The sequence below is a fragment of the Marinomonas sp. 63XJN7_9_ISO-PGPR-S23-217 genome (assembly GCF_056173515.1).
The window spans coordinates 1,139,523-1,165,872 of record NZ_CM149678.1 but is presented as its reverse complement, the minus strand read 5'-3'; the positions used below and the strand labels follow the sequence as shown (position 1 = coordinate 1,165,872).

Annotated in this window: 19 protein-coding genes; 8 read left to right on the top strand and 11 right to left on the bottom strand. The window is 45.8% G+C overall.

Translation table 11 applies throughout. The features are described from left to right. Positions 1–305 precede the first annotated feature (305 nt). Entirely contained in the window at positions 306–866 is a 561-nt protein-coding gene (locus AC0VYI_RS05460; RefSeq protein ID WP_475447835.1) for a nucleotidyltransferase family protein, read from the bottom strand. Positions 867–1,091: 225 nt separating this feature from the next. After that, positions 1,092–1,580, bottom strand: coding sequence for a DoxX family protein (locus AC0VYI_RS05455; protein WP_199476876.1), 489 nt, complete (start codon positions 1,578–1,580; stop codon positions 1,092–1,094). Between the two features lie 344 nt (positions 1,581–1,924). Here AC0VYI_RS05455 and AC0VYI_RS05450 point away from each other — a divergent pair, with 344 nt between their 5' ends. Beyond that, a complete protein-coding gene (locus AC0VYI_RS05450; protein WP_475447833.1) occupies positions 1,925–3,001 on the top strand; it encodes an MbnH family di-heme enzyme in 1,077 nt (358 codons plus the stop codon). A gap of 114 nt (positions 3,002–3,115) precedes the next feature. Here AC0VYI_RS05450 and AC0VYI_RS05445 read toward each other — a convergent pair whose 3' ends face one another. Further along, positions 3,116–4,963 (bottom strand): M3 family metallopeptidase, encoded by a 1,848-nt coding sequence (locus AC0VYI_RS05445; RefSeq protein WP_475447831.1) that lies wholly within the window; start codon positions 4,961–4,963, stop codon positions 3,116–3,118. Between the two features lie 276 nt (positions 4,964–5,239). Here AC0VYI_RS05445 and AC0VYI_RS05440 point away from each other — a divergent pair, with 276 nt between their 5' ends. From AC0VYI_RS05440 to AC0VYI_RS05415, 6 genes are all read left to right on the top strand, one after another. Further along, complete coding sequence (locus AC0VYI_RS05440) at positions 5,240–8,815, top strand: autotransporter family protein (RefSeq protein ID WP_475447829.1); 3,576 nt, start codon at positions 5,240–5,242, stop codon at positions 8,813–8,815. A gap of 270 nt (positions 8,816–9,085) precedes the next feature. After that, the gene (locus tag AC0VYI_RS05435; RefSeq protein ID WP_475447827.1) at positions 9,086–10,462 is read left to right on the top strand and encodes an aminotransferase class III-fold pyridoxal phosphate-dependent enzyme; all 1,377 of its coding nucleotides are present in this window, start codon (positions 9,086–9,088) and stop codon (positions 10,460–10,462) included. An 89-nt stretch (positions 10,463–10,551) separates the two neighbouring features. Then, the gene (locus AC0VYI_RS05430) at positions 10,552–11,046 is read left to right on the top strand and encodes an Lrp/AsnC family transcriptional regulator (RefSeq protein ID WP_175365306.1); all 495 of its coding nucleotides are present in this window, start codon (positions 10,552–10,554) and stop codon (positions 11,044–11,046) included. A 142-nt stretch (positions 11,047–11,188) separates the two neighbouring features. Then, positions 11,189–12,670: an NAD-dependent succinate-semialdehyde dehydrogenase gene (locus tag AC0VYI_RS05425; protein ID WP_475447825.1), complete on the top strand. Its 1,482-nt coding sequence runs from the start codon at positions 11,189–11,191 to the stop codon at positions 12,668–12,670. Positions 12,671–12,687: 17 nt separating this feature from the next. Next, the gene (locus AC0VYI_RS05420; RefSeq protein WP_475447824.1) at positions 12,688–13,677 is read left to right on the top strand and encodes a M14 family metallopeptidase; all 990 of its coding nucleotides are present in this window, start codon (positions 12,688–12,690) and stop codon (positions 13,675–13,677) included. 86 nt (positions 13,678–13,763) lie between these two features. Then, entirely contained in the window at positions 13,764–15,089 is a 1,326-nt protein-coding gene (locus AC0VYI_RS05415) for an NAD(P)/FAD-dependent oxidoreductase (protein ID WP_199478619.1), read from the top strand. Positions 15,090–15,225: 136 nt separating this feature from the next. On the opposite strand, the gene AC0VYI_RS05410 is transcribed toward AC0VYI_RS05415, so the two are convergent. The 8 genes from AC0VYI_RS05410 to AC0VYI_RS05375 form a co-directional block, all read right to left on the bottom strand. After that, on the bottom strand, positions 15,226–15,633 hold the full coding sequence (locus AC0VYI_RS05410; protein WP_475447821.1) for a helix-turn-helix domain-containing protein: 408 nt from the start codon (positions 15,631–15,633) through the stop codon (positions 15,226–15,228). Between the two features lie 34 nt (positions 15,634–15,667). After that, positions 15,668–17,509: an ABC transporter ATP-binding protein gene (locus AC0VYI_RS05405; protein WP_475447819.1), complete on the bottom strand. Its 1,842-nt coding sequence runs from the start codon at positions 17,507–17,509 to the stop codon at positions 15,668–15,670. 11 nt (positions 17,510–17,520) lie between these two features. Further along, the gene (locus AC0VYI_RS05400) at positions 17,521–18,390 is read right to left on the bottom strand and encodes an ABC transporter permease (protein WP_199478616.1); all 870 of its coding nucleotides are present in this window, start codon (positions 18,388–18,390) and stop codon (positions 17,521–17,523) included. After that, positions 18,387–19,340, bottom strand: coding sequence for an ABC transporter permease (locus AC0VYI_RS05395; protein WP_199478615.1), 954 nt, complete (start codon positions 19,338–19,340; stop codon positions 18,387–18,389). Before AC0VYI_RS05395 ends, AC0VYI_RS05400 begins: the two co-directional genes overlap by 4 nt. A 70-nt stretch (positions 19,341–19,410) precedes the next feature. Beyond that, positions 19,411–21,021 (bottom strand): ABC transporter substrate-binding protein, encoded by a 1,611-nt coding sequence (locus AC0VYI_RS05390; protein WP_475447817.1) that lies wholly within the window; start codon positions 21,019–21,021, stop codon positions 19,411–19,413. A 204-nt stretch (positions 21,022–21,225) separates the two neighbouring features. Beyond that, positions 21,226–22,503 (bottom strand): NAD(P)/FAD-dependent oxidoreductase, encoded by a 1,278-nt coding sequence (locus AC0VYI_RS05385; protein ID WP_475447815.1) that lies wholly within the window; start codon positions 22,501–22,503, stop codon positions 21,226–21,228. Between the two features lie 26 nt (positions 22,504–22,529). Continuing rightward, positions 22,530–23,198, bottom strand: coding sequence for a haloacid dehalogenase type II (locus AC0VYI_RS05380; RefSeq protein ID WP_199478612.1), 669 nt, complete (start codon positions 23,196–23,198; stop codon positions 22,530–22,532). 233 nt (positions 23,199–23,431) lie between these two features. Further along, positions 23,432–24,913, bottom strand: a complete 1,482-nt coding sequence (locus AC0VYI_RS05375) for an aldehyde dehydrogenase family protein (RefSeq protein ID WP_475447814.1) — start codon at positions 24,911–24,913, stop codon at positions 23,432–23,434. Positions 24,914–25,226: 313 nt separating this feature from the next. On the opposite strand from AC0VYI_RS05375, the gene AC0VYI_RS05370 reads away from it, so the two are divergent. Further along, positions 25,227–26,105: a GNAT family N-acetyltransferase gene (locus tag AC0VYI_RS05370; RefSeq protein ID WP_475447812.1), complete on the top strand. Its 879-nt coding sequence runs from the start codon at positions 25,227–25,229 to the stop codon at positions 26,103–26,105. Positions 26,106–26,350: the final 245 nt, after the last annotated feature.

The following is a 26,350-nucleotide window of genomic DNA, read 5'->3' as shown; positions in this document are numbered from 1 at the left end:
ATTATCATTATCGATATTATCTTGATTATATGAACAATGGAGACTGTTTACGTGCACAAGCCAGCATTAAGTAAGTTAATCACAAATCAACTGCTTGCTGACGCTTTACGACCCAGCGCAACAAAGCTTGCTAGCGGCGCGCTTTTCTCATCATTATCAGGCATAACAATGCTGGCAGCGTTATGGAGCTTGATTCAGTTACTGAGCGATTTGCCCTCTAGAAGGGAGTGATAACACATTCCCTTCCCTTATTAGACGAAAAACTGGCAAATAGAGAGGATTACGTGATTGTTGCAAGCGATAGATCACACCTTGATCTCAGGCCGCACAACGGTGAGATCAGGCCACAACTGCAACCAACGCTTACTGTTAATACGCCGATCAAAATCAATCGGCTTAAGACGATCAGGGTTCATGGTGATGTGCTTTCTAAACAACACATCGACTCCAAAAGGAGCCACCAGCTCTACCTGACCAGAAGACGATAACCGAGCCCCTATGGCTGTTTCTAGCTCGACCCAATAGCTCATGGCGTGACTGGTTGATCGATAGGGTGCATCACTATTACGGTGATGCATACGAGCTTGATTCTTAACAGACCATGGTAAAGTAGAATGAGAAGTCAGCTCATCTTCAATACGCTCGTCTGCTTCGACACTGGTGTTTACTGGGTCAAAATAGATTAAGTCCAGATCATTCAATGGGGTTGTCTCTTCATAACCATGGAGCTTATCCCAGATTAAATTTCTCACAAAACCAGCCCCGATACACCAATCATTCAGTCCAACTTGCTGGGCGATTTGTAAAGCTTCCATACGCATTTTATCTTGCTCAAGCCAAGCAATTACTCGCTGTTCATCATTCACGACGACTTCCCCTCTGGAGAATATGATAAGCACAACCGAGGGAGTAAGATAGAGAAGCAAACCATAAGAAAGTCCACGCCTTATTTTGAATAAATCATTTAGAGAGATTATCTTTTTATTGCAAAAACATCAATAATTATAGATTTATAATTTATTCTTACATTATACGACGCATTAAAAATCATTTAATAATGCATCGCACAATAAAGAAATGCAATTTAAAATTTATCCTACAATTGGTTTAAGTTTAGAAAGTGAGCCTTTTTTCAATAAATCTGACTGAGCTAAGACATTATCTAGCCCATAATAATGACCTGCATTTTTCACTGCTAACATAATTAATACAATACAGTAAATAATATGTGAATCAATGATAAAGTTGTGGTGATCTACGACATATGGAAAATCCATGTTTGCCATCCAATACATGAATAGAACCAAAGCGCCAAAAGGCGCACTGATACGGACAAACAAACCAAAAAGCAAAGACAAACCAATCGCTAAATGGCCATAAGCCACCATAAACGACACAATAGGTGCAATGACAGGCCCTGTGAAGTAAGAAAAGAAACCATGAAAAGTCTTCGTACTGTTTAAAAAACCAACGATACTAAAATTGGGGTCAAATACTTGATGAGAACAAGCATATAAAAACGTCCAAGCCATCCCTAAGCGTAAAGCAAGCAAAAAACGTTTATCGATTACATTAGACATATCAACACTCCTTTTTAAAATTTAGTGATGACAGTATATTTATATTGAAATTATAAAATATTGACATAAGTCAATTTTTTACATGGAATAAAAAGTATCTTTTATGACAATTTAAATTGAATAAATCAACCAAAATCACCTAATTTAATTTCAATAAAAAGAACATCATCTTATTAGATGACAAAGCCTTAATTGTAATAATTATATAAAAATTCACGTATAAAAACTGATCAATATATTCTATTAACCAAATCATCTAAAAAAACATTCTGCTACATTCACTTTTTCATCATTCGAGACTAAGCTGTATTGGGGGAGGTCCTAGATGTATTCGGCAGGGGGACATGATGAAGCGAATATTTTTGTGTGTTGCTATTGTTGCTTTATACAGCAATATTGCTGGTGCTGAAGAATATTCATGGTCTCTTCCAAGCTGGCTACCGCCACCTGACGTACCGGCAGACAACCCGATGAGCGAAGAGAAAGTGATCCTGGGACACAGACTTTTTTTCGATGCCAATCTCTCCGGATTGGGCTATATGTCCTGCTCATCTTGCCATCATGCAGAACGCTCCTTCTCTGAAAAGCGGCGAGTTTCAGTCGGGATTCTTGGGGACTTTCACACTCGTAATGCCCAAGCCATCGTTAACTCAGCCTATATGACGACACTAACTTGGGCTGATCCGAACCAAACCACATTAGAACAACAAGCTAGAGTGCCTCTTTTTGGTCATAATCCTGTCGAAATGGCCGCCGCCCAGCATACAGAACGCATTCTATTATTCTTGCGTAACGATCCTATCTATCCACGGTTATTTAACAATGCTTTTCCACAGCAAGAAATCAGCTTCGACTTAATCACCAAAGCCATTGCCTCTTTTGAACGCACCTTAATTAGCTTTAATTCACCATACGACCAATACACTTATTTGCACAAGGAGGATGCGCTGAACGAGGCAGAAAAGAAAGGCATGTCGCTCTTTTTTAGTGAGCGAATTGGCTGTGCGAATTGTCATTCTGGCGTGCATTTTTCTGATGCGACAAAACACCCCGCCTTCCACAATACTGGTCTGTATAATCTCGATGGACGAGGAGCTTATCCAGAAGGCAACCAAGGATTATATGAAGTCACCCATAACCCTCAAGACAAAGGCCGTTTTAGAACACCAACATTACGAAATATTGCCCTTACTTCGCCTTATATGCATGACGGCTCTATCGCAACACTAGAAGACGTGATCGAACATTATGCCGCAGGTGGGCAAGCAGCGATCAAAGGTTCACCTTCTCCCTTACGTTCAGAAAAGATTCATCCCTTTAGCCTGACACAAGATGAAAAGCGCTTTTTAATTGCTTTCTTAAACAGCTTAACCGATCAAACTTATGTCGAATCGCCCTCACACCAAACACCGTTTCGTTAATATGACTAACCTTCTAATAGAAAGTATTCTATTTCCTTATTAAACGTGACCCAAAGCCCCATCAGCCCTTCAGAATACCCGTTCATTTAACGCTGAAAGGCTGACGAGTTATTATTAGCAGCCGTATTGTTCGCCGATATAAGCTTCGAATTGCTCGTATAAGTGCTGGTCTGACTCTTGGTTTGAAGCCAATTCACGCTCACCATCGACCACACGAATACTGGCATTCAAGGATGCTGGAGCATGCAATTCACGCTGTGCAAGACGAGCCATTTTCTCTTGCTGAGCTTGCCAAGCTTGCTCAACCGTTAAATTACATTCGTCCGCCAAATATTTCGCGTTAAACCCTTCGCCAGTGAGTGCTTTAATCGTCTCATTATGAGTTTGGCTATTACCGCATTGCCAATAATGCTTGGCTAACAGCGGGCCAATTTGTGGGTTATCGCTCAGATAACCAAACTCGGATAAAAAGTAAGCACGAGTTTGGTAGACCGCCATATGCGCTAATAAATAACCATGATATGCACAGGCGGACTCATCCGAGAGCAAATGGGGAATACACAATAGTGGTCGAGGGCTGCAAGCAAGCCCTAAAACTCTCTGTTCACAATCGCGAGCCAATTGGATAATACGCTCTGGAATTAACTCCTCGTCATCAAGCTGATAAAGCGCCCTTTCAAAATAGGGTACCACTAAAATACTACGCTCTTCATAGGCTTTAAAAGGTTGGCTACTGGTCACCATGGCTTTGATTACATCATCAGGAATAACATGGCCTTGTGCGTCTTTCGCATACGTTTTTAACCAGTCGGCATCGTTCAGTAGGCTATCGCAAAACATCGATTGGGTTTCCGCATAAGCCATTGAGGTTGGTGCAAACTCTTGCGAGAAACAAGGCGCATTCATTTTGACGTTAGCAAAATGTGCTGCGTGACCTCCTTCGTGAAATAAGGTATTGATGCCATCGAAGCCGCTACCCATTTGATCTGGTTTGGCATTACTGGTGAAGTTGACTTTACTTGCTACCCATTTGCCTTGATCGTAGAAAGCCGGAATCGGCGCGTGACAGAATCCATTAGGGTATTTGCCTTTACGATCTAATAAATCCAAGGTTAACTCAGCACCGGAGTAATCAATATTAAGACGCCCAAAAGACTCTACCCAACGGCGCAGTGATTGAGAGAACGGCACATACGGATCCAACTCACGCATAGCGTCGCCTGCATAAGCGTAAGAAAAGTTATGACCTAATAGTGCAGACTCTCCCTTCTCTTCAGCCAACGTTCGTAAACTCTGTAAATGGCGATCACGCGTGCGCCGCTCAAAATCGTCTAGAATGACAAACAATTCATCACTGGACATATGCTCGCCCTTGCGGACAGAGTAATCAAAAAAGTTGTCAAACCCTAAAGAGCGAGCAAACTCATTGCGCAGTTTTACCAATTCAATAAAGCCATTTTCCAAGACCCATTGCTCTACATCCAATAAGGCTTGATGAGCACTTTGACGTACCGCTTCATTGTTATTGGTATGAATCACCGAGCGAACCGACACTAACGAGGCTTCTACCGTCTGCCCCTTTTCGTCTTGATAGGTCATCACGTGCTGCTGCTTTTTCTCAAACAGTTGCGCTTCAAGTTTAATCAGCCGATCTTTTAGCGCTTGCGCGTCTGGAGAAGAAATCCCATGCGACTCAAACATCGCCAGCCACCCCTGTAATCCAGCCATGGTCTGTGCTTTTTCGTCACTGTCAGCGATGGCTTCTGCCGCAAGAAGTTGAGCCTTTACCTCATCAATACGCTTGGCATCGCTTAAAAAATTTGTCCACTTTGTTTGGGCCTGTGAGGCTCCCTCGTTATCATCGCTAATGCCCATATAAGTGTCCCAGAAGAAATCTTCTTTCACACGATGAATACTAAGATAATCTTGATTAAGCTGATTTAGATAGTCAGTTGATGTCATGGTAGTCCTTAATAAAATGTATGCATCGGTAGCTGCCGTCATGCCTCTTTTCGATTCTAGATCAAATAAACAAAACGGTACATGCACGTGACAGCCAACAGTTACCGGATATTCATTTTGACATAAAAACCAGCCTGTCGACCTTTCTAAACCACTTCTGTACCGCATTATCTTTCGGTTGATGATAAAAGACTCCACATTTTGTCATGAAATCGTCATTACTTAGCAAGTAGCATACACTTTTATTCCTTAATATCCTGATGAAGTAGTATGCCAATGAAGGGTCGACTCCAGCGCTCCAACTGTCTTCTTGTGATAATGCAAAAGATGCTTGGTATTCGAAGCGTAAAATCCAATAGAAAAGTGAATCTGATCGAGAAACAGATCTACACACTAAGTTCTCTACTCCTAATCGCTGCACCAGTTTCAGCTGAAAGTTTTGTTGTTCCTGGTGCCTCAGGCCAACAAACCGTCTCAAGTCAGGATACAGGGACTATTAATACAGGAGCAACATTAACGGGTGGCAAGCCAGTTATTGAGTGGAATGGCAATGCAACTGGCAAAGGTATTGTTATTACCAATAAAGGCACCATCGATGGCGACAAAGGACGAGCCATTGATACCTCTAACAATGCATCTGGCGCTTTTCAACTCGATAATACGGGTACCATAACGTCCAGCAAGTCAGACGCTATTCGGATTAACAATCCATTTGAAAACGGCTCTTTTACCATTAATAATTCAGGTGTCATTGTCTCTGGTGGTGGTCAAGCCCTCGACTTTGACTCGGCCACCTCAAATACCGCAAAGATTACCATCAACAATAATGGTGGGACCATTCAATCGTCTTCTTCTGATGCAATTCGCTTAGGGGCTGGTACCATTGACATCACCAATTCAGGGACAATAAAAAGCACATCGTCAGGTGATAGAGCCATCAGTTTTGATACAGACAGTAATTTCGATACCTTAAAATCACTTACTCTCACCAACCAAGCGGGTGGAGTCATTGAAGGCTCTGACGATGCATTAAAAATCAAATCGACAGCCAATAGCACTGGCTCAGCAATAGTGAACATTGACAACGCTGGCACCATCACCTCAAGCAAAAAAGGTCAGGCTCTTGATCTGGCAGACATCACGTCAACAAATGCCCAAGTTACCATTACCAACCGAGCAGGTGCGACCATTTCAGCGGCAAATAATAATGCCATCAAGGGAGGTAAAAACACCACCATCAATAATAGCGGCACCATTTCTTCCTCTTATGCGGATGGCGACGCCAGCAGCCAGAATAATTCCGCTATCAGAATCGATGGCGGTGATACAGGCGCCTTCAATGCCACCATTACCAACCAATCCAGTGGCGTTATTTCAGGCGCCTATCACGGTATCAAGGCATCGGGATTAGAAGACAACTTAACCGTGATCAATCAGGCTGGTGGAACCATAATCGGTAAAAACGGCTCAGGGGTGAACTCCAATGGTACAGGTACTGTGACCAATTACGGTGAAATCACAGGATCATTTGATAACGCGGCCACATTTGGCGACGGCGATGGTATCGACTTCGACAAGGCTGGCACCATCAATAACTATGGCACCATAAAAGGCTTGGGCTCTAAAGGTGTCAAGGATGGGGAAACCAAAACAAGTACCAGCGAAGCCATTGCCATCGGTGGCGGCACTATTATCAACGGTACAGCGGACAACACCAGCGCCCTAATTTCCGGTGCTAATAATGGTATTCTCGACGACAATAGCGCTAATGGCGATGCCTTCGAAGCTCTTTCTGTTACCAACTATGGTACGATTACAGGCCTCGATGGATTTGGTATTAAGATGGTCAACTCAGCCGGAACATTCGCTAATACCATCATCAACTATGGTTCTATCACAGGCACAAACTTTGCCGTTGCAATGGGAAATGGTGATGATACATTCGTCTACCAAGATGGCAGTTCCGTCACTGGCAATGTAGACGCTGAGGGCGGCACTGATACATTCAAGCTAGGGGAGAAATCAGGCACTTTTGACCTTTCCTTACTCGGTAATACTGCGACCTATCAAAACTTCGAATTATTAACCTTTGCTAGCGACTCCACTTGGACACTGTCAGGGCAAAGTGATTTTTCCGGCAACACTAACATCACAGATTCAGCCACCGTCACTTTAAATAATGCTTCTTTAGCATCCTCTTCTGTTTCACTCACCAACGGCACGTTAACAGGAACGGGGACCGTGGGTTCAACTGTGATCAATAATGGCGGCATCCTAGCTCCGGGCAGTTCGGCCACGCCAGGTACTCTAAACATAAAAGGCACAGCCGATTTCAAATCGGGTTCGACTTACCTAATTTATGTCACACCGCCTAACAATGTCAGCCAACTCACCGCAACAGATAAGATAATCATTGATAGCGGCGCAAAAGTAACTATCAAGGCTCAAAATGCCACTTATGAGAAGAATAAAAGCTACGAAATTATGCGTTCCAATGTGGGCATTACGGGTAAATTTTCAAACAAAATAGACACCGACGCCGCCTTCCTCAAACCCGTACTCGACTATCAAAACAAGCAAATAAACCTAACCTTAGTCTACGATGATGGTTCCAGTTTTGTATCCTATGCCAATACGCCCAACCAAAAAAGTACAGCCAGTGCAGTACAATCGCTGGGGCAAAACAACTCAGTGTTTGATGCCTTTATCGCGTTGAAAAAAGCCGATGTTGCGACAGCCTATAATGCGGTATCTGGCGAAGCCCAAGCCTCAACAAGCTCTGCTATTGCTCAACAAAGCAGTAGCTTGCGTACCGTCGTTAATACGCGCATTGCAGCACGCACCTCGTCTGATCGCTCATCATCCCTCGCTGAGCGCCGACTCAGAGCACTTAGCCATATACAACTAGCCTACGCCGAGCAGGTTGACTACGCAGCGCAAGTCACTTCTGGACAAGAAAAATTTCACCCAAAACCAATCAACGTTTTTGCGTTAGCCAATAACCTTGAGAAAGCGCCACTTTCTTCATCCTTTTGGGTACAAACCTATGGTGGTTGGAATCACACCAATGGTCAAACCAACGCCGCAGACATCAAAAGCCGAGTAGGAGGAGTGGTAATAGGCACAGACGGTCTGATCGGCAAACAAACTCGTCTTGGGGTGTTCACAGGTTACAGTCAAAGTACCTATGATGTTGATGCACGATCCTCTTCAGGAAAAATACACACTTATGATGTGGGAACCTATGCCAGCACAGGCTGGGGGGCCTGGTCAGTAAACGGCACGCTCGCCTATTCTTTACACCATGTGAACAGCACACGCCACGTTATTTTTTCGGGCTTTGACGAGAATATTAAAGGAGATTACCACTCTGGTTCCTTTCAAACTTTTGGCGAAACTCGTTACCGTTTTACCTTCAGTGATGTGAAAATTGAGCCCTTTTTAAGTGCAGCCTATGTACACACTGGATCGGCCAACTTTACTGAAACAGGAGGCTTATCAGCCTTGAAAGTATATGACCCACAGGACGATAATTATTACACGACATTGGGTTCTCGCCTATTTAATACCACAAGCTTTAATGAACACAATTTAACATCCTACTTAACACTTGGCTGGCAACACGCTTATGGTAATTTATCCTCTTCTTCTACCATGAGATTTGCCAATTCAACGGCAGGCTCTAGCTTCCAAGTCTATGGTCCTGCTGCCGACCGTAATACAGCGCTTCTCAACGTAGGCTTCGATTACGGCCTATCAAAAAGATCCTCTATCACTCTAGACTACGGCGGTAAATTCTCTTCTCACTCTACGAATACCGTTATTTCAGGGAAATTTTCCATGGCGTTTTAAAACCTAGTCCTTTCAAACAGTGAGTCTATTAGAGGCCTTTGCATGAAATCACGAACAAAGGCCTCTATTCCTCTTTGTATATAGCCAATCTAATGCATGAGTCTACAAAGATATTACACAACTTACCGACATAGGAAACAGACAAAACAATATTCCGAATCCCCTTTGAATTCGTCACATCTGCCTTGTCGAACACAGTCGACTCAACATAATAAACTGGACTATTAGCGCTACCATAAGGATTACTTTTCGATAAATGGCGGATTAACCATGAATGATGAATCTTTAGTTGCTTTAGACAGACAACACCTTATCCATCCTGTGATCAATTATCATGCCCATGAAAAACGTGGCGTCACCATACTTGAATCAGGCAAAGGCGCGTATTTAACGGATAGCCAAGGCAATGTACTGCTTGATGCGTTTTCGGGTCTTTGGTGCGTCAATACGGGCTATGGACAAGACAGCGTTGTACAGGCTGGCGAAGCACAAATGCGCAAATTGCCTTATGCAACAGGATACTTTCATTTTGGTTCCGAGCCTGCTATCAAGCTCGCTGCCAAATTGGTAGAAATCACCCCCGTCTCCTTGCAGCATGTTTACTTCACCATGGGAGGATCCGATGCCGTTGATTCTGCGATTCGTTTTATCGTTAACTACTACAACTCCACTGGCCAACCCAAGAAAAAACACTTTATCAGTATCGAACGCGGATACCATGGTTCATCGTCACAGGGCTCAGGCTTAACGGCTTTGCCTGCGTTTCATCGTCACTTCGATGTGCCCCTGCCTAATCAACACCGTATTCCTTGCCCTTATGCTTACCGCAGTTCACAAGATACAAGCCCTGAAGGTATTATTGCTGAATCTGTTGCGGCACTAAAAAGCAAGGTGGAAGAACTAGGCGTCGACAATGTGGCGGCCTTTTTCTGTGAACCAGTGATCGGCTCTGGCGGCGTCATTGTACCACCGAAAGGCTGGCTAAAAGCCCTACAAAACTGCTGCAACGAACTCGGTATTTTGTTCGTGGTAGACGAAGTCATTACCGGTTTTGGCCGTACCGGCACCATGTTTGCCTGTGATGCAGAAGATGTCACCCCCGATTTAATGACCATGGCAAAAGGCCTCACCGCAGGTTATGCGCCCATGGGAGCGGTGATGATGAGCGATGCGGTTTATCAGGGCATTGCTGATGGCTGTGGTCCAGATGCGCCCGTTGGTCACGGTTATACCTATTCGGCTCACCCTGTCAGCGCCGCCATTGCGCTGGAAGTGATTCGACTTTATGAAGAGGGTTTATTAGCGAATGGACAAGCCGTCGCTCACTATTTTGAGGCAGGATTAGTGACCATGCTTGATCATCCACTGGTAGGCGATGCCCGTAGCCGAGGTTTACTCGGAGCGCTCGAACTGGTTGCGAATAAAAACAGCAAAGCACGTTTTGATCCAGCACTGAAATTATCTGAACGTATTGCCACAGCAGCCTACAAAAACGGCTTAATTTTTCGTGCCTTCACTGATAACGTTCTTGGCTTTGCACCAGCGCTGTGTTATACAAAAGGGGATTTTGATATTTTATTTGAGCGCCTAAAACGCACACTTGATGAGGTGTTAGAGCAACCTGACGTACGTCTTGCTTTAGGCTGAAAAAATCGCGGTGCATCAGTAGATGACGCACCGCGAACAACTTGCTAGTATCTCAAGAGTATAAATACCTAAAATGACTGGAGATTTTAATGAATTGTGCGCCGAAATTGGATCGTATTGATATTCGAATATTGAGCCATTTACAGCGCAACGGTCGAATTTCCAACGTCAATCTAGCCGACGCCGTCGGTTTATCTCCAAGCCCTTGCCTAACCCGAGTCAAACGCTTAGAAAAAGCAGGCTACATCATGGATTATGGCGCTCATATTCAGCTAGAAAAACTGGGGACAGTACAACGTGTTTTCACTCAAGTGACGCTAACGGACCACAGACCGGATCATTTTGCGCAATTTGAAGCCTATATTCGCAAAGTCGACGAAGTGCAAGAATGTCACTTAGTCAGTGGTGGATTTGACTATCAGCTCACCTTCCTTACTCGCAATGTTGTGCACTATCAAACCGTCATGGAAGATCTGCTCGATAAGAATATTTTTATCGACAAATACTTCAGCTATATTGTTATCAAATCCCCTATTGTTAAAAAGTATTACCCTATTGATAAGCTGTTTAGCCCAACGGAATAATCACCACGGCATAAGCTTCTGAATCTTCATTTAAAAACACGTATTCCTGCGATTTGCAGGGTGTATTAGGCACATTTCCCTGCATTCACTCATCTACAATAGAAATTCGTATTTACCATAATATCTATGAGGTAGCAGGCACATGATTTTGACTCTAAAACGTCCCGATCTCATTCGTACAGAGAACTTTATCAACGGGCAATGGCAACCAAGTAACCTGAACGAATCTTACTCAGTTAATAATCCTGCTACAGGCCAAAACTTTGCACAAGTCGCCAATAGCACGGCTCAAGACGCCACTCTAGCAACCAAAGCCGCCTACGAGGCGTTTGAAGATTGGCGCAATCAAACCACCAAAGTACGCTCACAATTTTTACTCCGCTGGCATCAATTGATTCTCGATAACGCGGAAGATTTAGCTAGATTGATGTCTCTTGAACAAGGTAAACCACTCGCCGAGGCCCGTGGCGAAGTCGCCTATGGGGCTTCCTATGTTGATTGGTTCGCGAGTGAAGCACTACGCACTTATGGCGATATTATTCCCGAAACAGTTCCCGGCAAAAAACGCTTGGTCGTCAAAGAAGCCGTTGGCGTTGTGGCAGCAATCACTCCTTGGAACTTTCCTCTGGCGATGATTGCTCGTAAAATCGCCCCAGCCCTTGCCGCGGGCTGTACCGTCGTGGCCAAACCTGCCGAAGACACACCATTAACCGCCCTTGCCCTAGTGGCACTGGCTGACGAAGCGGGCTTACCTGCTGGTGTCTTGAATATCGTTACCTCATCTCGTGATCGAGTATCGGATGTAGTAGGCGCTTGGCTGGAAGACGCTCGCGTGCGAAAAATCACTTTCACTGGTTCCACCGCAGTGGGCAAATTGCTCGCACGGGAAGCCGCCGCCACCCTCAAACACCTTTCTTTAGAGTTAGGTGGCAATGCGCCCTTTATTGTTTTCGAAGACGCTGATATTGATGCCGCTGTAGAGGGTCTTATGGTGTCGAAATTCCGTAATGGCGGGCAAACCTGTGTCTGCCCAAATAGAGTGTATGTTCACAATCGCGTATACGATGCTTTCGCCGACAAATTGGTGAACCGTGTTGCCGCCCTGCACGTTGGCCCAAGCGATAGAGAAGAGAGCCAAATCGGCCCGATGATAAACGAGAGAGCCGTAGAGAAAATTGAACGTCATGTGCAAAATGCCTTACAGCATGGTGCGACCATTCTAACGGGTGGTAAACGCGTTCAAAATGACATCGCTTGCGGGCCTCACTATTACGCGCCAACCGTATTAGCTGATGCGAATCATGATATGGAGCTAGCCCACGAGGAAACCTTTGGTCCTGTTGCGCCGTTGTTTCGTTTTGAAAGCGAGGAAGAGGTTATTCAGGCGGCCAACAATACTCCGTTTGGTTTGGCGGGTTATTTTTATTCGAACGATATTAAACGTGTCTGGCGTGTGGCGAACAAGATGCAAACGGGCATCGTCGGCATCAACGAAGGCGCTATCACTTCAGAAACCGCGCCATTTGGCGGGGTAAAAGAATCGGGTTATGGCCGTGAAGGGTCACGCTATGGCCTAGACGACTACATGGAAATGAAATATCTCTGCCAAGGCAACTTAAGTTAACTATAGAGGCGTTTTAAATGAGCAATCATGATACCCACTCGGTCTCTGACACCTTGTCAGAGTACCCCATTGAAATCGATTTCCCTGACATCACCCCTTATGCGGATGGTAATAGTGTCGTTCCCTATCTTTATACCTTCGATAGTGGAAAAGCTGGGCCACATGTCATGATCAATGCCATTGTCCATGGCAATGAAGTGTGTGGCGCCATTGTGGTAAAAGAACTCATCGATCTGGGTATAACGCCTCGTCAAGGCCGACTCACCTTGTCATTTGCCAACGCGGCGGCGTACCTCAACTTCGACCCAAACCAACCTGATGCATCACGGTTTGTTGATCAAGACCTTAATCGTGTCTGGACCAAAGAGATACTGGACGATCTCAGCCGTGACTCCTCTGAGTTACGCCGTGCACGCGAATTACGTCCCATCATAGACGAAGTCGATTTTTTGCTGGATTTGCATTCAATGCATGAAAAATGCCCACCACTTTGTGTGTGCGGGCCATTAGATAAAGGGCTAGCTCTGGCCCGTGAACAGCGCTCACCCGCTTGGGTGATTCGCGATGAAGGCCACCCAGAAGGCTGCCGCCTGCGAGACTATGCTGATTTCGGAGATCCGGACAGCGAAAAGAATGCCCTCTTGGTTGAATGTGGCCAACATTGGGAAGCCTCAGCGGTGACGGTCGCTCGCGATGTGACGGCACGTTTTCTGCTCTTGCATCATGTAATTCAAGAAGACGATTTACCCGCCAGCTGGTACCAACCCGTTGAACCCACCATGAATATTGTTAAGGTCACAGAACCTGTCGTGGCTTCCAGTATGGATTTTCGCTTTGCCGCTCCTTACACCGGGTTAGAAACCTTTGCCGAAAAAGGCAGCGTGATCGCCTGGCGCGATGGCAAAGAAATCCGCACACCTTACGATAATTGTGTACTGGTCATGCCATCACTAAGACAGTTACGCCCTGGTGTTACCGTTGTTCGCTTTGGCGAACTGTGCGTTTAGATAAGTGGTAAAAAATACATACTGAGACCGTTGCACGAGGTTACACAAGCAAAGGTCTCATACTAATACACGGCAAGGAGAACCAAATGCCCGCTCCCTTAATATGCATTCCATCAACACCAGAATTGCCTGAAAGTGCCGACGCCGTTGTCATCGGTGGCGGTATCGTGGGCGTCTGCGCTGCCTATTTTATGGCTCGACAAGGTATGAAAGTCGCCTTAATTGAAAAAGGCCGAATTGGTGCAGAACAATCCAGTCGTAACTGGGGCTGGTGTCGCCAGCAAAACCGTGATGCACGGGAGCTTCCATTGGCCACCAAGAGCCTCGACCTTTGGGAGGAAATAACGGCGGACATCGGGGAAGATTTAGGCTTTAAACGTTGCGGCCTTCTCTATTTATCTGACAATCAAGCTGAGATAGACGGCTGGAGCAAATGGCGCGACTTTGCCAAAGGCGAAGGTGTCATCACCCACATGCTCAGTGCGAGTGAAGCCACAGAACGTGGAGAATCCACCTACAAGCAATGGCTGGGCGGTGTTTTTTCACCTTCTGACGGTATTGCCGATCCATCCAAAGCCGCACCATTGATTGCCAAAGGCATATTGAAACACGGTGGCAGCATTCATCAATTCTGCGCAGCTCGTGGGATCGAAACACAGGCAGGTAAAGTCTCTGGTGTTATCACAGAAAAAGGAGTGATCAAAACGTCCCAAGTGGTCATGGCAGGAGGGGCCTGGGCGTCATCTTTTTGCCATCAATTGGGCATTCGCTTCCCGCAATCGGCAGTGCGCTCCTCCGCTCTTTCTCTCATGCCGGGCGCCAAAGGCATCCCCAGCGCGTTACATACTTCAGAGATATCGATCACAGGACGTAGTAATGGCGGTTATACCTTAGCGATTTCTGGCTTCGCCAATGTGGATATCACCCCCCAACAATTACGTTTCGCATCCCATTTCATTCCGATGTTTGCAAAACGCTGGAAAGCGCTCTCACCTGGTGATTTACAAGCTTGGCAAGCCGGCCACGAGACCCGCAAAAAATGGGCACTGGATAAACCCACACCAATGGAAAAAAACCGCATATTAGATCCTACGCCCTCAAGAAAGATGATCGAACTCACCCTCGCTCGCGCACGTAAAATGCTACCGGAATTGACAAATATTCCCGTGCAAAATGCCTGGGCAGGCTACATAGACAGTACTCCAGATGGGGTGCCAGTGATCGATCAGGCGAGTAACTTATCTGGCTTTTTGATTGCGGCCGGCTTTTCAGGACATGGTTTTGGCATTGGGCCTGGCGCTGGGCTGTTAATTGCACAAATGATCGCTGGCAAAAACACCTTTGTAGAAAACAAGCAATATCAACTTAGTCGATTTAATAAAAGCACATGGGGCAAAGTCTCTGAGTTTTAGCCTCAATTATTCACTTAATACGTCCTACAATAAAGCCTCTTGGGTTTCCCCTCAAGAGGCTTTATTGTATGCAGATAGTGGATTGATCGCAGCGGGCGAAATATTAGGCTGATCAATAACTCGGTTCGTATAAGCATCAAGGTTTATAAAATTGCTCACGATACTGGCTAGGGGTCACACCACATAGACGTTTAAAGTGTTTCGCCAAATGGCTTTGATCAAAAAAGCCAACAGCACTGGCAATGTCTGTTGGCCGTTCCCCTTGCTTCATTAAAGACTGGGCATTTTTAATGCGTACCAAGCAAACGTATTGATAGGGAGACACGCCTACTTGCTGGCGAAACTGCTTGGCTAAACTATAGCGAGTTAAACCAACCAAGGCACCTAACGTATCAAGATTAATCGACTCCCTGTAGTGCTCCTCAATATACAGCTTAACCCGCGTAATCGCCTGAGATATGGCATGACTTACTTGCCATACTGAAGACGGAGACACCACTGTCGATACCGATACCTTATTTACCCTTACGCTTCCTTCGCCCATAACCACTCTCCGGACTCTTTAAAACCATTTTTCATCACACGCTTTGTAACTGTGAGATAGGTTGCTCCTCTACTTCAAGCGCTTGAGATTTTTGGTTTGAAAATGAATGATGGCAAAATATTTGATTGCCTTTTTCAAGTTTTTTTCGAGCAGGAATAACCTGATTGCATTGTCCATCAATACGTACAGAACAGCGATCCAAAAAGGGGCATAACACTACATCCGCTTTTATTGGCGCTATCTTGGGTAAGGTTTCGTGATTGGCTCCCGTCGATTCCAGCCAGCCCTGCTTCATTTCGGGGACAGAGTCGATCAGCAACTGGGTATAAGGGTGGAATGGTGGCCGTTGGAATGATTCCCCTGCCCCTTGCTCCACTTTGAAACCAGAATATAAAACCACTACCTCGTCACAAATAGCTTGCACCATACTAATGTCATGACTGATAAATAAATAAGACACGTTAAGCTTTTTCCTTAAGTCCGCCATTAACTCAAGAATAGCCGCCCCAACCACCGTATCCAATGCTGATGTCACTTCATCACATAGTATGATGTCCGGTTCTGCCGCTAAGGCCCGCGCTAAATTGATCCGCTGTTTTTGACCACCAGACAGTTCTGTTGGACGACGTTTCGCAATGCTGTCTGGTAAGTGCACAAGAGACAACAGTTCGGCGACGCGATCACGTCGTTTCTGCCCTTTCATACCGTGATAAAAGCTCAATGGACGAGCCAGAATATCTTCAACCGTATGCAGAGGGTTTAACGCAGTATCGGCATTTTGAAATACATACTGGACACGACGCAATTGTTCTCGGGTGCGACCTGATGCAGACGCATTGAGCGCTTCACCATCTAAGTAAATATTACCGAGACTGGGCTCGACAAGACCCACAATACTTCTTGCCAAGGTTGTTTTACCCGAACCGGATTCCCCTATTACCCCGACAGTTGAACCGCGACGAATCTTCAGATCGATGTCTTGCAGTACTCGCTTACCTTTTTCAAAACATACTTCGAGATTACGTACTTCTAACAATGGCGTACTTGTCTCTAAATCCATTATGTTTTGCGAGACAGTATCCTGACGAGATTCAGGTTTCATTGCCGATAACAGACTTTTCGTGTACTCGTGCTTTGGCTCAATTAACAGATCTTTCGTCAGACTATTTTCTTGAATTTCACCGTTTTTCAGCACTACAATACGGTCTGCCATTTGTGCTACAACCGCTAAGTCGTGGGAGACATAAACCGCTGTGGTATTACGCTCACGCACCACTTTCTTGAATGCCCTCAACACCTCGATTTGCGTGGTAACATCCAATGCGGTGGTTGGCTCATCCAGAATCACCAAAATAGGATCGGTAATCAGCGCCATTGCCGCCATTAAACGCTGTAACTGCCCCCCAGACACTTGGTGCGGATAACGCTCACCAATATGTTCAGGGTCAGGTAAAGCCAATTCACGAAATAAACCAATGGCTTTTTTCTCAGCCTCTCTACGACTACAAGTTTTATGAATCATGGCACTTTCAATGACCTGATTCATAATGGTGATGGCAGGATTAAAAGCAGCTGCAGCGCTTTGTGCAATATAAGACACCGTTCGACCGCGTACTTTTGCTAACTTTGAAGGAGACAGCGTCAACAGATCGGTCCCATCAACCTGCACTGAACCACCGACAATATGGCAGCCACTACGAGCGTATCCCATTAACGATAAGGCAATGGTCGTCTTACCAGAACCAGACTCACCAATTAGCGCCAGCACTTCGCCTTTATGCAAACTGAAATCGGCACCATGCACGATAGGAACATCCACGCCAGCTCCCGTTCGCACGGCCACTTGTAAACCACATACTTTTACTAACTCAGTCATAACGACTCCCCTCAATGTTGTACCGATTTACTGCCAATACTGTCGATGAGCAAATTAACGCCAATCGTCAACGTGGCAATGGCAATCGCTGGCATAATGACCGCTGGAGCCCCACTACTTAGACCACCTATATTTTCTCGCACCAATGACCCCCAATCCGCTTCAGGTGGCTGAATACCCAGACCTAAGAAACTCATAGCACTCAACAACAAAACAATGAAAACAAAGCGCAATCCAAAATCGGTCAGCACAGGGCGAAACATATTCGGCAACACTTCTTTAAAGATGATATAGGGCATGGACTCTCCACGAAGGCGCGCCACTTGTACATAATCCAGCGTCATCACATTTACCGCTAGAGAACGCGCAATACGAAAGCTGCCTGGCATATAAGCAATGGCGGCGGTTAAAATTAGAATCGGTACAGAAGAACCAAACGATGCCACCATAATCAAAGCAAACATTTTACTGGGTATGGAAATCAGCGCATCTTGGGTTCGGCTAATCGTCATATCGACCCAGCTGGTGGCAGCGGCTGCCACCAGCCCTGAAATCACCCCAGCCAAACAGGCCGCGACGGTAGCCGCTAGAGCAACACCTATAGTATAGGGGGTGCCAGCTAAAACCCGACTAAACATATCCCGTCCCAAATAATCTGTCCCAAAAAAGTGCTTCATACTCATCGGGCCAAACACCGTATTACTAACAAAATCATTAGGGGGATAAGGCGAAAGCATCGGACCAATAACCGAAATCACTAACCAGAACCCGACTAAGATCAGGCCGATCAAACCACTGATCGAACGAACATGAAAACGTGAGGAAAAAGAGGCTTTCTGTGTCGGTTCAGCTGCCGTAACAGAAGAAGTATGTGTATTCATTTTCGTAACCTCGGATTGGAAACAATTTCGCTAATATCCGCCATCAGCACCATGACCAGATACCCAAAACAGAACAACATGGCACAGGCTTGAATCAATGGCATATCCCTTGAGCTCACAGCATTGAGCATCAGAGTGGCAATACCAGGGTAATTAAAAATGGACTCAACAATGATAACGCCACCTAAAAGGTAGGACAGACTCAAGGCGATAGCATTTGCAATGGGTCCAATGGCATTAGGCAAGGCATGCCGTAGTACCATACGAATGGGACTCGCCCCCTTTAACAATGCCATTTCAACATATGACGAACTTAACTGATCAATTACTGCTGCACGGGTCATACGTGCCATCTGAGCAACCAAGACACTGCACAGAGTCAACACAGGCATGGCAAAGACTTTCAGCATTTCACCAAAGGTATGCGCATTCTCTATATGAGACAAAGCCGATAACCAGCCAAGTTTTACCGCAAAAATAAGCACTGCGATGGTCGCAATTAAAAACTCGGGCACAGAGACAGCACATACCGCCAGAATATTGATATAACGATCAAACCACGAGCCGCGATACATGGCAGAAACAATACCAATGAACATGGCGACAGGCACAGATACCAAGGTTACAAAGGCCGCTAAAAGAAGCGTATTGGGTAAACGAGACCAAATTAACTGCGAGATAGGAATACCGTTGACCATTGATGTCCCCGCATCCCCTACCAGCATCCCGCCTAACCAGTGAAAATAACGCACGTAGAGGGGGAGATCTAACCCCAATTTGGCCCTTAAAGCATCCAGAGTCTGTACTGTCGATGCTTGACCTAATAGCTCTTGGGCGGCATCACCGGGTAATAAATTGGTAATAAAAAAGACCACTAATGAGACGATCCATAAGGTTAATATCCCCAATCCAATTCGATTAATGATAAGCCTTAAAACGGTTTTATTCATGGTTCACCTTTTGAGCAGAGCGTTGCGGCCTATTGCCGCAACGCTAGTGTGGTTAAGAAGGAATCGAAACTTACGCTTCCAGCCAAACATGCTCGGCAAACATGTACGCCATCAAGCCACCCAAAGGATGAGGTTTATAACCGCCTATCTTGCGGCTAGCCGCATCATTAATGCTGCTAAAGATTGGGATACCAATACCACTCTGATCATGGATGAGTGTCTCCATCTCACCGTACATTTGCTTACGCTTAGCATCATCAGTTTCACCACGTGCGGCCACCAGCAACTTATCAAACTGCGCATTTTTCCAACCCGATTCGTTCCAAGCGGCATTCGATTGAAAAAACAAAGTAAACATTAAATCTGCCGTTGGCCGAGGGTTAATATTCCCAAATCCTAAGGTGTCTTTCATCCAGTGATTTGACCAATAGCCATCTGCGGGCACGCGTTTCACTTGCAAATTAAGCCCCACGCCTTGCGCTGTTAATTGGATCAACTGAGCCATCTCAACCGAGTTATCGGCAGCAGAAGAGGCCACCATGGGAATACTGCTTCCCAGCACACCCGCCTTTTTGAAGTGATATTTGGCTTTATCTGGATCGTAAGTTGTCTGTGGCAGCGCGCTATTATAATAACGATGTCCTTTGGGAATGGGCTGATCGTTGCCAATTCGTCCAAAACCACGACAAGCCACATTAAGAATTTGCTCACGATTCATGATGTATTTCATGCCCTTCACAAAATCAGGGTTTTTCATTGGACCAAGCTGATCACGCATAATCAAGTCCGTATAACCCCCAGAGTCCGCGTGGTAAACCTTCACCAATGGACTGGCATTCAATGTGTCAATGGCCCGTGGGTTCACCGAATTAATAAGCTGCACATCCCCGGCTAACAAGGCATTCACACGAGCGGATTGATCTGGAATCGAAAAGAGTTCTACAGTGTCCAAATACGGAAGACCTTTTTTCCAATAATTTGGGTTGCGCGTAGCGATGGAATGAACGCCAGGTTGAAATACAGTACATAGGAAAGGTCCTGTCCCATTCCCTTTACTGAAATCTGTCGTGCCATCACGTACGATAAGAAAATGAACCACCCCCAAAATGGCAGGCAAATCCGCATTTTTAGCGGCTAGGGTAATATGTACTTCATGGGGACCTTTGGCGGTAATCTCGACCATTTGTTTGGCGACAGCCGCCACTTTAGAGCTGGTTTTTGGGTCTTTATGACGATTCAAAGTGAATAGAACATCAGCAGACGTAAAAGGCTTTCCATCATGAAACAGGACATCTTTACGGAGCTTTATCACCCAATATTGAGCATCTTTTGTCTCAAACGACTCAGCCAGTTCCATTTGCGGAGTAAGCGTTCTATCCAAAACGGTTAGACCGTTATAGAACATATATTGACGGGTATAATCTGAGGACCCTGAGCCATGGGCAGGATCTAATGTATCAGAAGTGGAACCCGATTGAGTGGCCACTTTAATATTGCCACCATATTTAGGCTCATCAGTATTTGCATATGCCAAAGAAGAGCCTGGTGTCAAAAGACCAGATCCTGCGGCAACGACCCCCGAGGTCACCATACCTCGCAGCACCTGACGCCGTGAAACCCCTTGTGTTAATATATTTGAACTCTGTTGATCCACTAACGAACGCTTTTTGTCTTCTTTCATTTTATGGTTCCTTTTGTGAGTTGTTCTGTCTTGGTTGTTTGCTCTTCTTGTTTTATAGGCTTGTATTACTTTTTTTTATTGCCATTTGAGTGTCTTTTAGCAGTATTTAAGACTCTCTTTGCGATACATTCATATCGGTTTTTCTCTATCCTTACGTTTGATTATTCTTTCCATGTTTCTTTGATCCCCAACTCTTAAAAAGCATCAGTGAATCAAATCCTGAAAACGGTAATAGGCGCCTACGAAGGGCAAGAACCAAGGTTTACCAAAGTGGCCCGGCACTGGCGCCCAATCCAGATCACGCCATGGATTGACGATCTCATTCCCCATCATCACTTGAGCCATTACATTCCCCATATGCGTTGACATCTGAACCCCATGTCCACTGTAGCCGAGCGAGTAATACATGCCCTTGTGTTGACCCGCTCTTGGTAAGCGGTCGGCCGTCATGTCCACCAAACCACCCCAGCAGTAGTCGATACGCACCTTGCTAAGCGCCGGAAATACTTGTGCCATTGACGCCTGTAAAATATGACCGCTTTTTTCATCTGAACGTGGATTAGACATTGCAAAACGAGCACGTCCACCAAAGAGCAAGCGATTATCGGGAGTGACTCGAAAGTAGTTACCGATGTTTTTTGAGGTCACATAACCACGTCGCTTGACTAAGAGACGCGCCAAAAGTTCTGGTGCTAACGGTTCCGTAACAATGATAAAACTGCCCACGGAAACCAAGCGTCGACGAAAATAACTAAAAGGTCCTTTAGCAGAACTTCCCGTCGCCAGTAATACTTTATCAGCAATGACCGTGCCACGACTGGAGGTCACTTGATAACGGTCGGCAGAAATGTGCTCAATCCCTGTTACTGCTGCGGATTCATAAAGTTTCGCGCCATATTTCACCGCAGTATCCGCTAGCCCTAGACCAAACTTTCCGATGTGCATTTGTGCACTGGTCGTTTGCAACAGACCACCATAAAACCGCTCAGAGCCGACTTCATCACGCACCTGATTCGCGCTCAGTAAGACAACGTTAGAGTCAACCTCGTTGACTAACCGTTCATGAGCCCGAACCAGCTTGTCATAATGCGCAGGTTTCGCCGCCAATTTCAGTCGACCATGGCGCGTAAAATCACAGTCAATCTCTTCCTCTTTCACCATCTCCGCAACCGTGTCCACCGCGTCCATATAGGAAAGGTAAAAAGCACGTGCTTTCTCCATACCAATACGCTGCGCCAGAGAGCCATAATCATGCGCTAGACCTGCATTACACTGACCACCGTTACGACCTGATGCTTCACCAACAACACGACCTGCTTCAAGCAACACAACTGAAAGCCCTTGCTTAGAAAGGGCAATGGCCGCCGACAAACCAGTAAAGCCACCGCCAACAATCGCCACATCATACTGACCTGATGCGTGGCCCTGCTCCCCTTTCGTAAAAGCGGATACAGTGTCTAGCCAATAGGACTCTAGCTTCATGATGATTCCTTCTAGTGAATAAAAAACTAAACGCCTAACAAATCCGCCAAACCAGCCAAACTGCTAACTTCATGATATTCGTAGTAAGGCGTTGAAGGTTCATGGCCACGGTTAATGAACACCTTATTTTTAATGCCCATATCGTGAGCGGACATCAAGTCATAACGCAGACTTGAGGAAACATGCAGAATGTCTTCTGGGCCACAGCCCAATTTCTCCAACATATACTCAAAGCCTTTTAAACGAGGTTTATAAGACTGAATTTCTTCTGCGGTGTAGACCGCATGAAAAGGCGCCCCTAATTTCTCGATGTTATGGGGAATTTGCTCATTCATGGCATTGGTCAATCCCACTAACTTAAATTTTGTAGCTAAACGCGCTAGCGCCTCTGGCACATCAGGATGAGGCCCCCAAGTCGGCACCGCGTTATAAAAAATCATGCCTTCATTATCACGGTACTCAATGCCCCAACGTTTACACGTACGTTTCACGGCGTTGCACAAGACTTGATCATAAGGCTTCCAATCACCAAGCACTTCATCAAAACGGTAGGCAGAAAAGTCTGCAATAAACTGATCCATGTCTTCTTCTGCGATACGGTCCTTAAATACACGACGCGCAGTCGGCGCCATTTCGAAATAAACTAAAGTGCCGTAGCAATCAAACGTAATGTACTTTGGGTTCAGGGTAGTCATATTGGTTTTCTCCATTTAGCGATACGGTGCTTCATTTTTTATTTCAATAAAACAGCGGTTATTTGTGCAAAAACTATTCAATAGATTTATTACAACACTAAAACGAAGCCTATTTGGCCCGATTTTGTTTTGCTGTAACGAATTTTCAACGGAATTGCCCCCCCACCTCGGCACAATCTACCGGATAAAAATAGAATGTCGTTAATGGGCAATTTTTTATTCTTCCCGCGCAATTAGGCTTCGTCATTGGTAAAATCGATTAACACACTTTTCACTTTTTGATTAGCTTCATAGGCATAGCGCCCAAGATCCTTACCGATACCAGAGCCTTTGAAACCTCCTGTGGGTATAGCAAAATCCCAACTACGGCCATAACGATTCACCCACACAGTCCCAGCTTCAAGCTCATTCACCATACGCATGGCACGATTTAAATCTGCAGTATGCACACCAGCGGATAGGCCATAAGAAGGGTGACAAGCTAACTGCAAAGCATCATCATCTGTTTCAAAGGTTTCCACACAAAGGACAGGACCAAAGATTTCATCTCGCACTCCTTCCATGCCCATATTGACCTTGGTTAAAATCGTCGGTTGATAGAAAGCGCTCTGATCTTGCTCAGGTAAGCGACAACCGCCCACTAAAATTTCACCGCCTTGCTGCACGGTACGCTTTACCACACCGTCAATGCGTTCCAATTCTCGCGTTGAAATAATCGGGGATAGTGTGGTGCTATCTTGCCAGGTTGGCCCCGAAACCAGCTCAGAAAAGAGCTCGGAAATGCGCGTCACTAACTGATCCGCAATCCCTTTTTGCACCAAGAGACGAGAACCTGCGACGCAGACCTGACCCGCATTGGTGGTAATGGCTCCGGCAATGCGGCGCGCCACTTTATCGATATTTTTTATATCGTCGAATACCAACTGCGGGCTTTTCCCCCCTAATTCTAGCGTGACAGGTTTCGTACCGGTTTGTGCACAAGCCGTCATAATGAGTGCACCGGTTTTGGTGGAACCAGTAAAGGTCACTTTCGAAATTCGAGGATGACGACAAATAGCATCCCCCACGCGACCATCCCCTTGAACGACATTAAAAATACCAGGGGGGATACCCGCTTCTATGGCTAACTCAGCCAAACGCACTACACTAAACGGCGTCATTTCCGATGGTTTCAATACCACAGCATTACCTGCTGCCATTGCTGGCGCTACTTTCCAGGACGCCATAACCAACGGAAAGTTCCAGGGTGCAATGGCACCAATAACCCCATAGGGTTCAGTAATCGTCATGCCTAAACTACCATTTGCCGTCGGGATCACCTCCCCACCGCACTTATCAGCATACTCGGCAAAAAAACGGATACCTTCGGCACAAAAGGGAATATCCCACTGCGCAGCGGCGGCAATCGGACGCGTCGACCCTACGGCTTCTAAGGGCGCCAAGGTATTCACATCCGCTTCAATCAAAGCCGCCCAACGCTTCATCGCTTTAGCCCTATCACGAGGTGACCGAGAGGCCCAGTCGCTTTGTTTGAACGCTTGCCATGCATTTTCTACGGCCTGATCGACCAAATTAGAATCCGCTATGGAAAGAGAGGCGTAAACCTGACCATCTGACGGACGCCAAACATCGATTGTTTCGCGACTGTTAATGGCTTTACCACCAATGAAATGACTATTAGGAATCCTCACATCCTTTGGATTAAACGAGGCCATACATTTATCTCCCAGTGTCTTCGTACCCAATTAAGGAACTGACCTTGCTATAATGCAGGTCTTCGTAAGCAGAAAATTGGCTGCTTTTTCTATTCTAAGCGCGGGAGAAAAGCGTTTTATGCTGATAAAAGAGAGGTGACGATATAAAGCAAGCTTTATATCAAGACGATTAGCTAATTGATGCCGAATCCGCTGCTCACGCCTTTCCTTATAGATATTAGGCAAGAACGTCCTAGTATTTAGAGGGATGCAATGACAAACTAATACAAGTATTGATAATCTGCGTTTTGTAGAAAAAATAGAGGTGGCAGACGTGCCTTGTGAGACATCAAAGCGATTAAAAACCTACGAGCTGACCATTAGGGCTATGACGCCTGATGACATAGACAAGCTTCATGAGCTTTCTATTACCGTGCTCTGGCCCCATCGCCCTTCCGATTGGCGCGTGTTATTAACCTTAGGTAAGGGCGTTGTTGGCTGCGACCCCATTGGCCGAGTAGTTGCTTCTGGTATGTGGTTCCCCATGGGAGAGCACTACGCTACCATCGGCATGGTGATCACCTCACCTCGACTGCAAGCATTAGGCGGTGGACGCTGGATCATGAAGCATATTATGGCGCAATGTGAAAATCGCGACATTTTGCTCACCTCCACCAGAGCGGGATACCGCCTTTATCAATCGTTAGATTTTCAAATGGTTGCCCCGGTTTTCCAACATCAGGGCATTGCCGCTGCCGTTGATCGATCCAAGCTTTCGGTCACCGAAGGTATTAGAGAACTCGACGCCAATGATTGGCAAAGTGTTCTACAACTGGATAAAAGTGCGTTTGGCATTGATAGAAAACACATCATCGAAACCGTATTAGGGAAATCCCAAGGCTCGGTATTGGTTCGTGACAATCGTATTATTGGCTTTGCCCTGTGTAGAAAGTTTGGTCGTGGCCACGTCATTGGCCCAGTTGTTGCTCAAAACGGTGACGATGCCATGGCGCTGATCGCCCCCCATATCAATCAACATACAGGGCATTTCCTGCGCATCGATACGGCCCAACAAGACAACACCTTTAAGGCCTTTTTGATCGCAGCTGGCATGCCTGAATTTGATACGGTCACCTCTATGAGAAGGCCATCGTTCAAAAAAGAAGACAGTGAGTTTCATAGCTTTGCTTTAGTCAGCCATACCCTTGCCTAATCCGTCACATTATTGCTTGGTTAGAGTGATGCAAACACAGTTTTGTATGGAATTATGTTTGCCACTCGCCATGCTTGAAGGCTGCCCATTTCGGTCTACTGTCATCTAATGCCGTCGTATTCATCCCATTTTTTTGATTGGTGGCTGTTCGCTACATCGCCCCATCACAATATTATGCTGTTATAAAATAGGCTTTCAGCAGATTTATCACCCTGATAAAGCATTATTAGCGCTTGCTGCCGTAT

Coding starts and splice junctions, on each gene's coding strand:
- AC0VYI_RS05455 (WP_199476876.1), bottom strand. CDS start 1,580: ATGTCTAATGTAATCGATAAACGTTTTTTGCTTGCTTTACGCTTAGGG.
- AC0VYI_RS05450 (WP_475447833.1), top strand. CDS start 1,925: ATGATGAAGCGAATATTTTTGTGTGTTGCTATTGTTGCTTTATACAGC.
- AC0VYI_RS05445 (WP_475447831.1), bottom strand. CDS start 4,963: ATGACATCAACTGACTATCTAAATCAGCTTAATCAAGATTATCTTAGT.
- AC0VYI_RS05440 (WP_475447829.1), top strand. CDS start 5,240: ATGAAGGGTCGACTCCAGCGCTCCAACTGTCTTCTTGTGATAATGCAA.
- AC0VYI_RS05435 (WP_475447827.1), top strand. CDS start 9,086: ATGAATGATGAATCTTTAGTTGCTTTAGACAGACAACACCTTATCCAT.
- AC0VYI_RS05430 (WP_175365306.1), top strand. CDS start 10,552: ATGAATTGTGCGCCGAAATTGGATCGTATTGATATTCGAATATTGAGC.
- AC0VYI_RS05425 (WP_475447825.1), top strand. CDS start 11,189: ATGATTTTGACTCTAAAACGTCCCGATCTCATTCGTACAGAGAACTTT.
- AC0VYI_RS05420 (WP_475447824.1), top strand. CDS start 12,688: ATGAGCAATCATGATACCCACTCGGTCTCTGACACCTTGTCAGAGTAC.
- AC0VYI_RS05415 (WP_199478619.1), top strand. CDS start 13,764: ATGCCCGCTCCCTTAATATGCATTCCATCAACACCAGAATTGCCTGAA.
- AC0VYI_RS05410 (WP_475447821.1), bottom strand. CDS start 15,633: ATGGGCGAAGGAAGCGTAAGGGTAAATAAGGTATCGGTATCGACAGTG.
- AC0VYI_RS05405 (WP_475447819.1), bottom strand. CDS start 17,509: ATGACTGAGTTAGTAAAAGTATGTGGTTTACAAGTGGCCGTGCGAACG.
- AC0VYI_RS05400 (WP_199478616.1), bottom strand. CDS start 18,390: ATGAATACACATACTTCTTCTGTTACGGCAGCTGAACCGACACAGAAA.
- AC0VYI_RS05395 (WP_199478615.1), bottom strand. CDS start 19,340: ATGAATAAAACCGTTTTAAGGCTTATCATTAATCGAATTGGATTGGGG.
- AC0VYI_RS05390 (WP_475447817.1), bottom strand. CDS start 21,021: ATGAAAGAAGACAAAAAGCGTTCGTTAGTGGATCAACAGAGTTCAAAT.
- AC0VYI_RS05385 (WP_475447815.1), bottom strand. CDS start 22,503: ATGAAGCTAGAGTCCTATTGGCTAGACACTGTATCCGCTTTTACGAAA.
- AC0VYI_RS05380 (WP_199478612.1), bottom strand. CDS start 23,198: ATGACTACCCTGAACCCAAAGTACATTACGTTTGATTGCTACGGCACT.
- AC0VYI_RS05375 (WP_475447814.1), bottom strand. CDS start 24,913: ATGGCCTCGTTTAATCCAAAGGATGTGAGGATTCCTAATAGTCATTTC.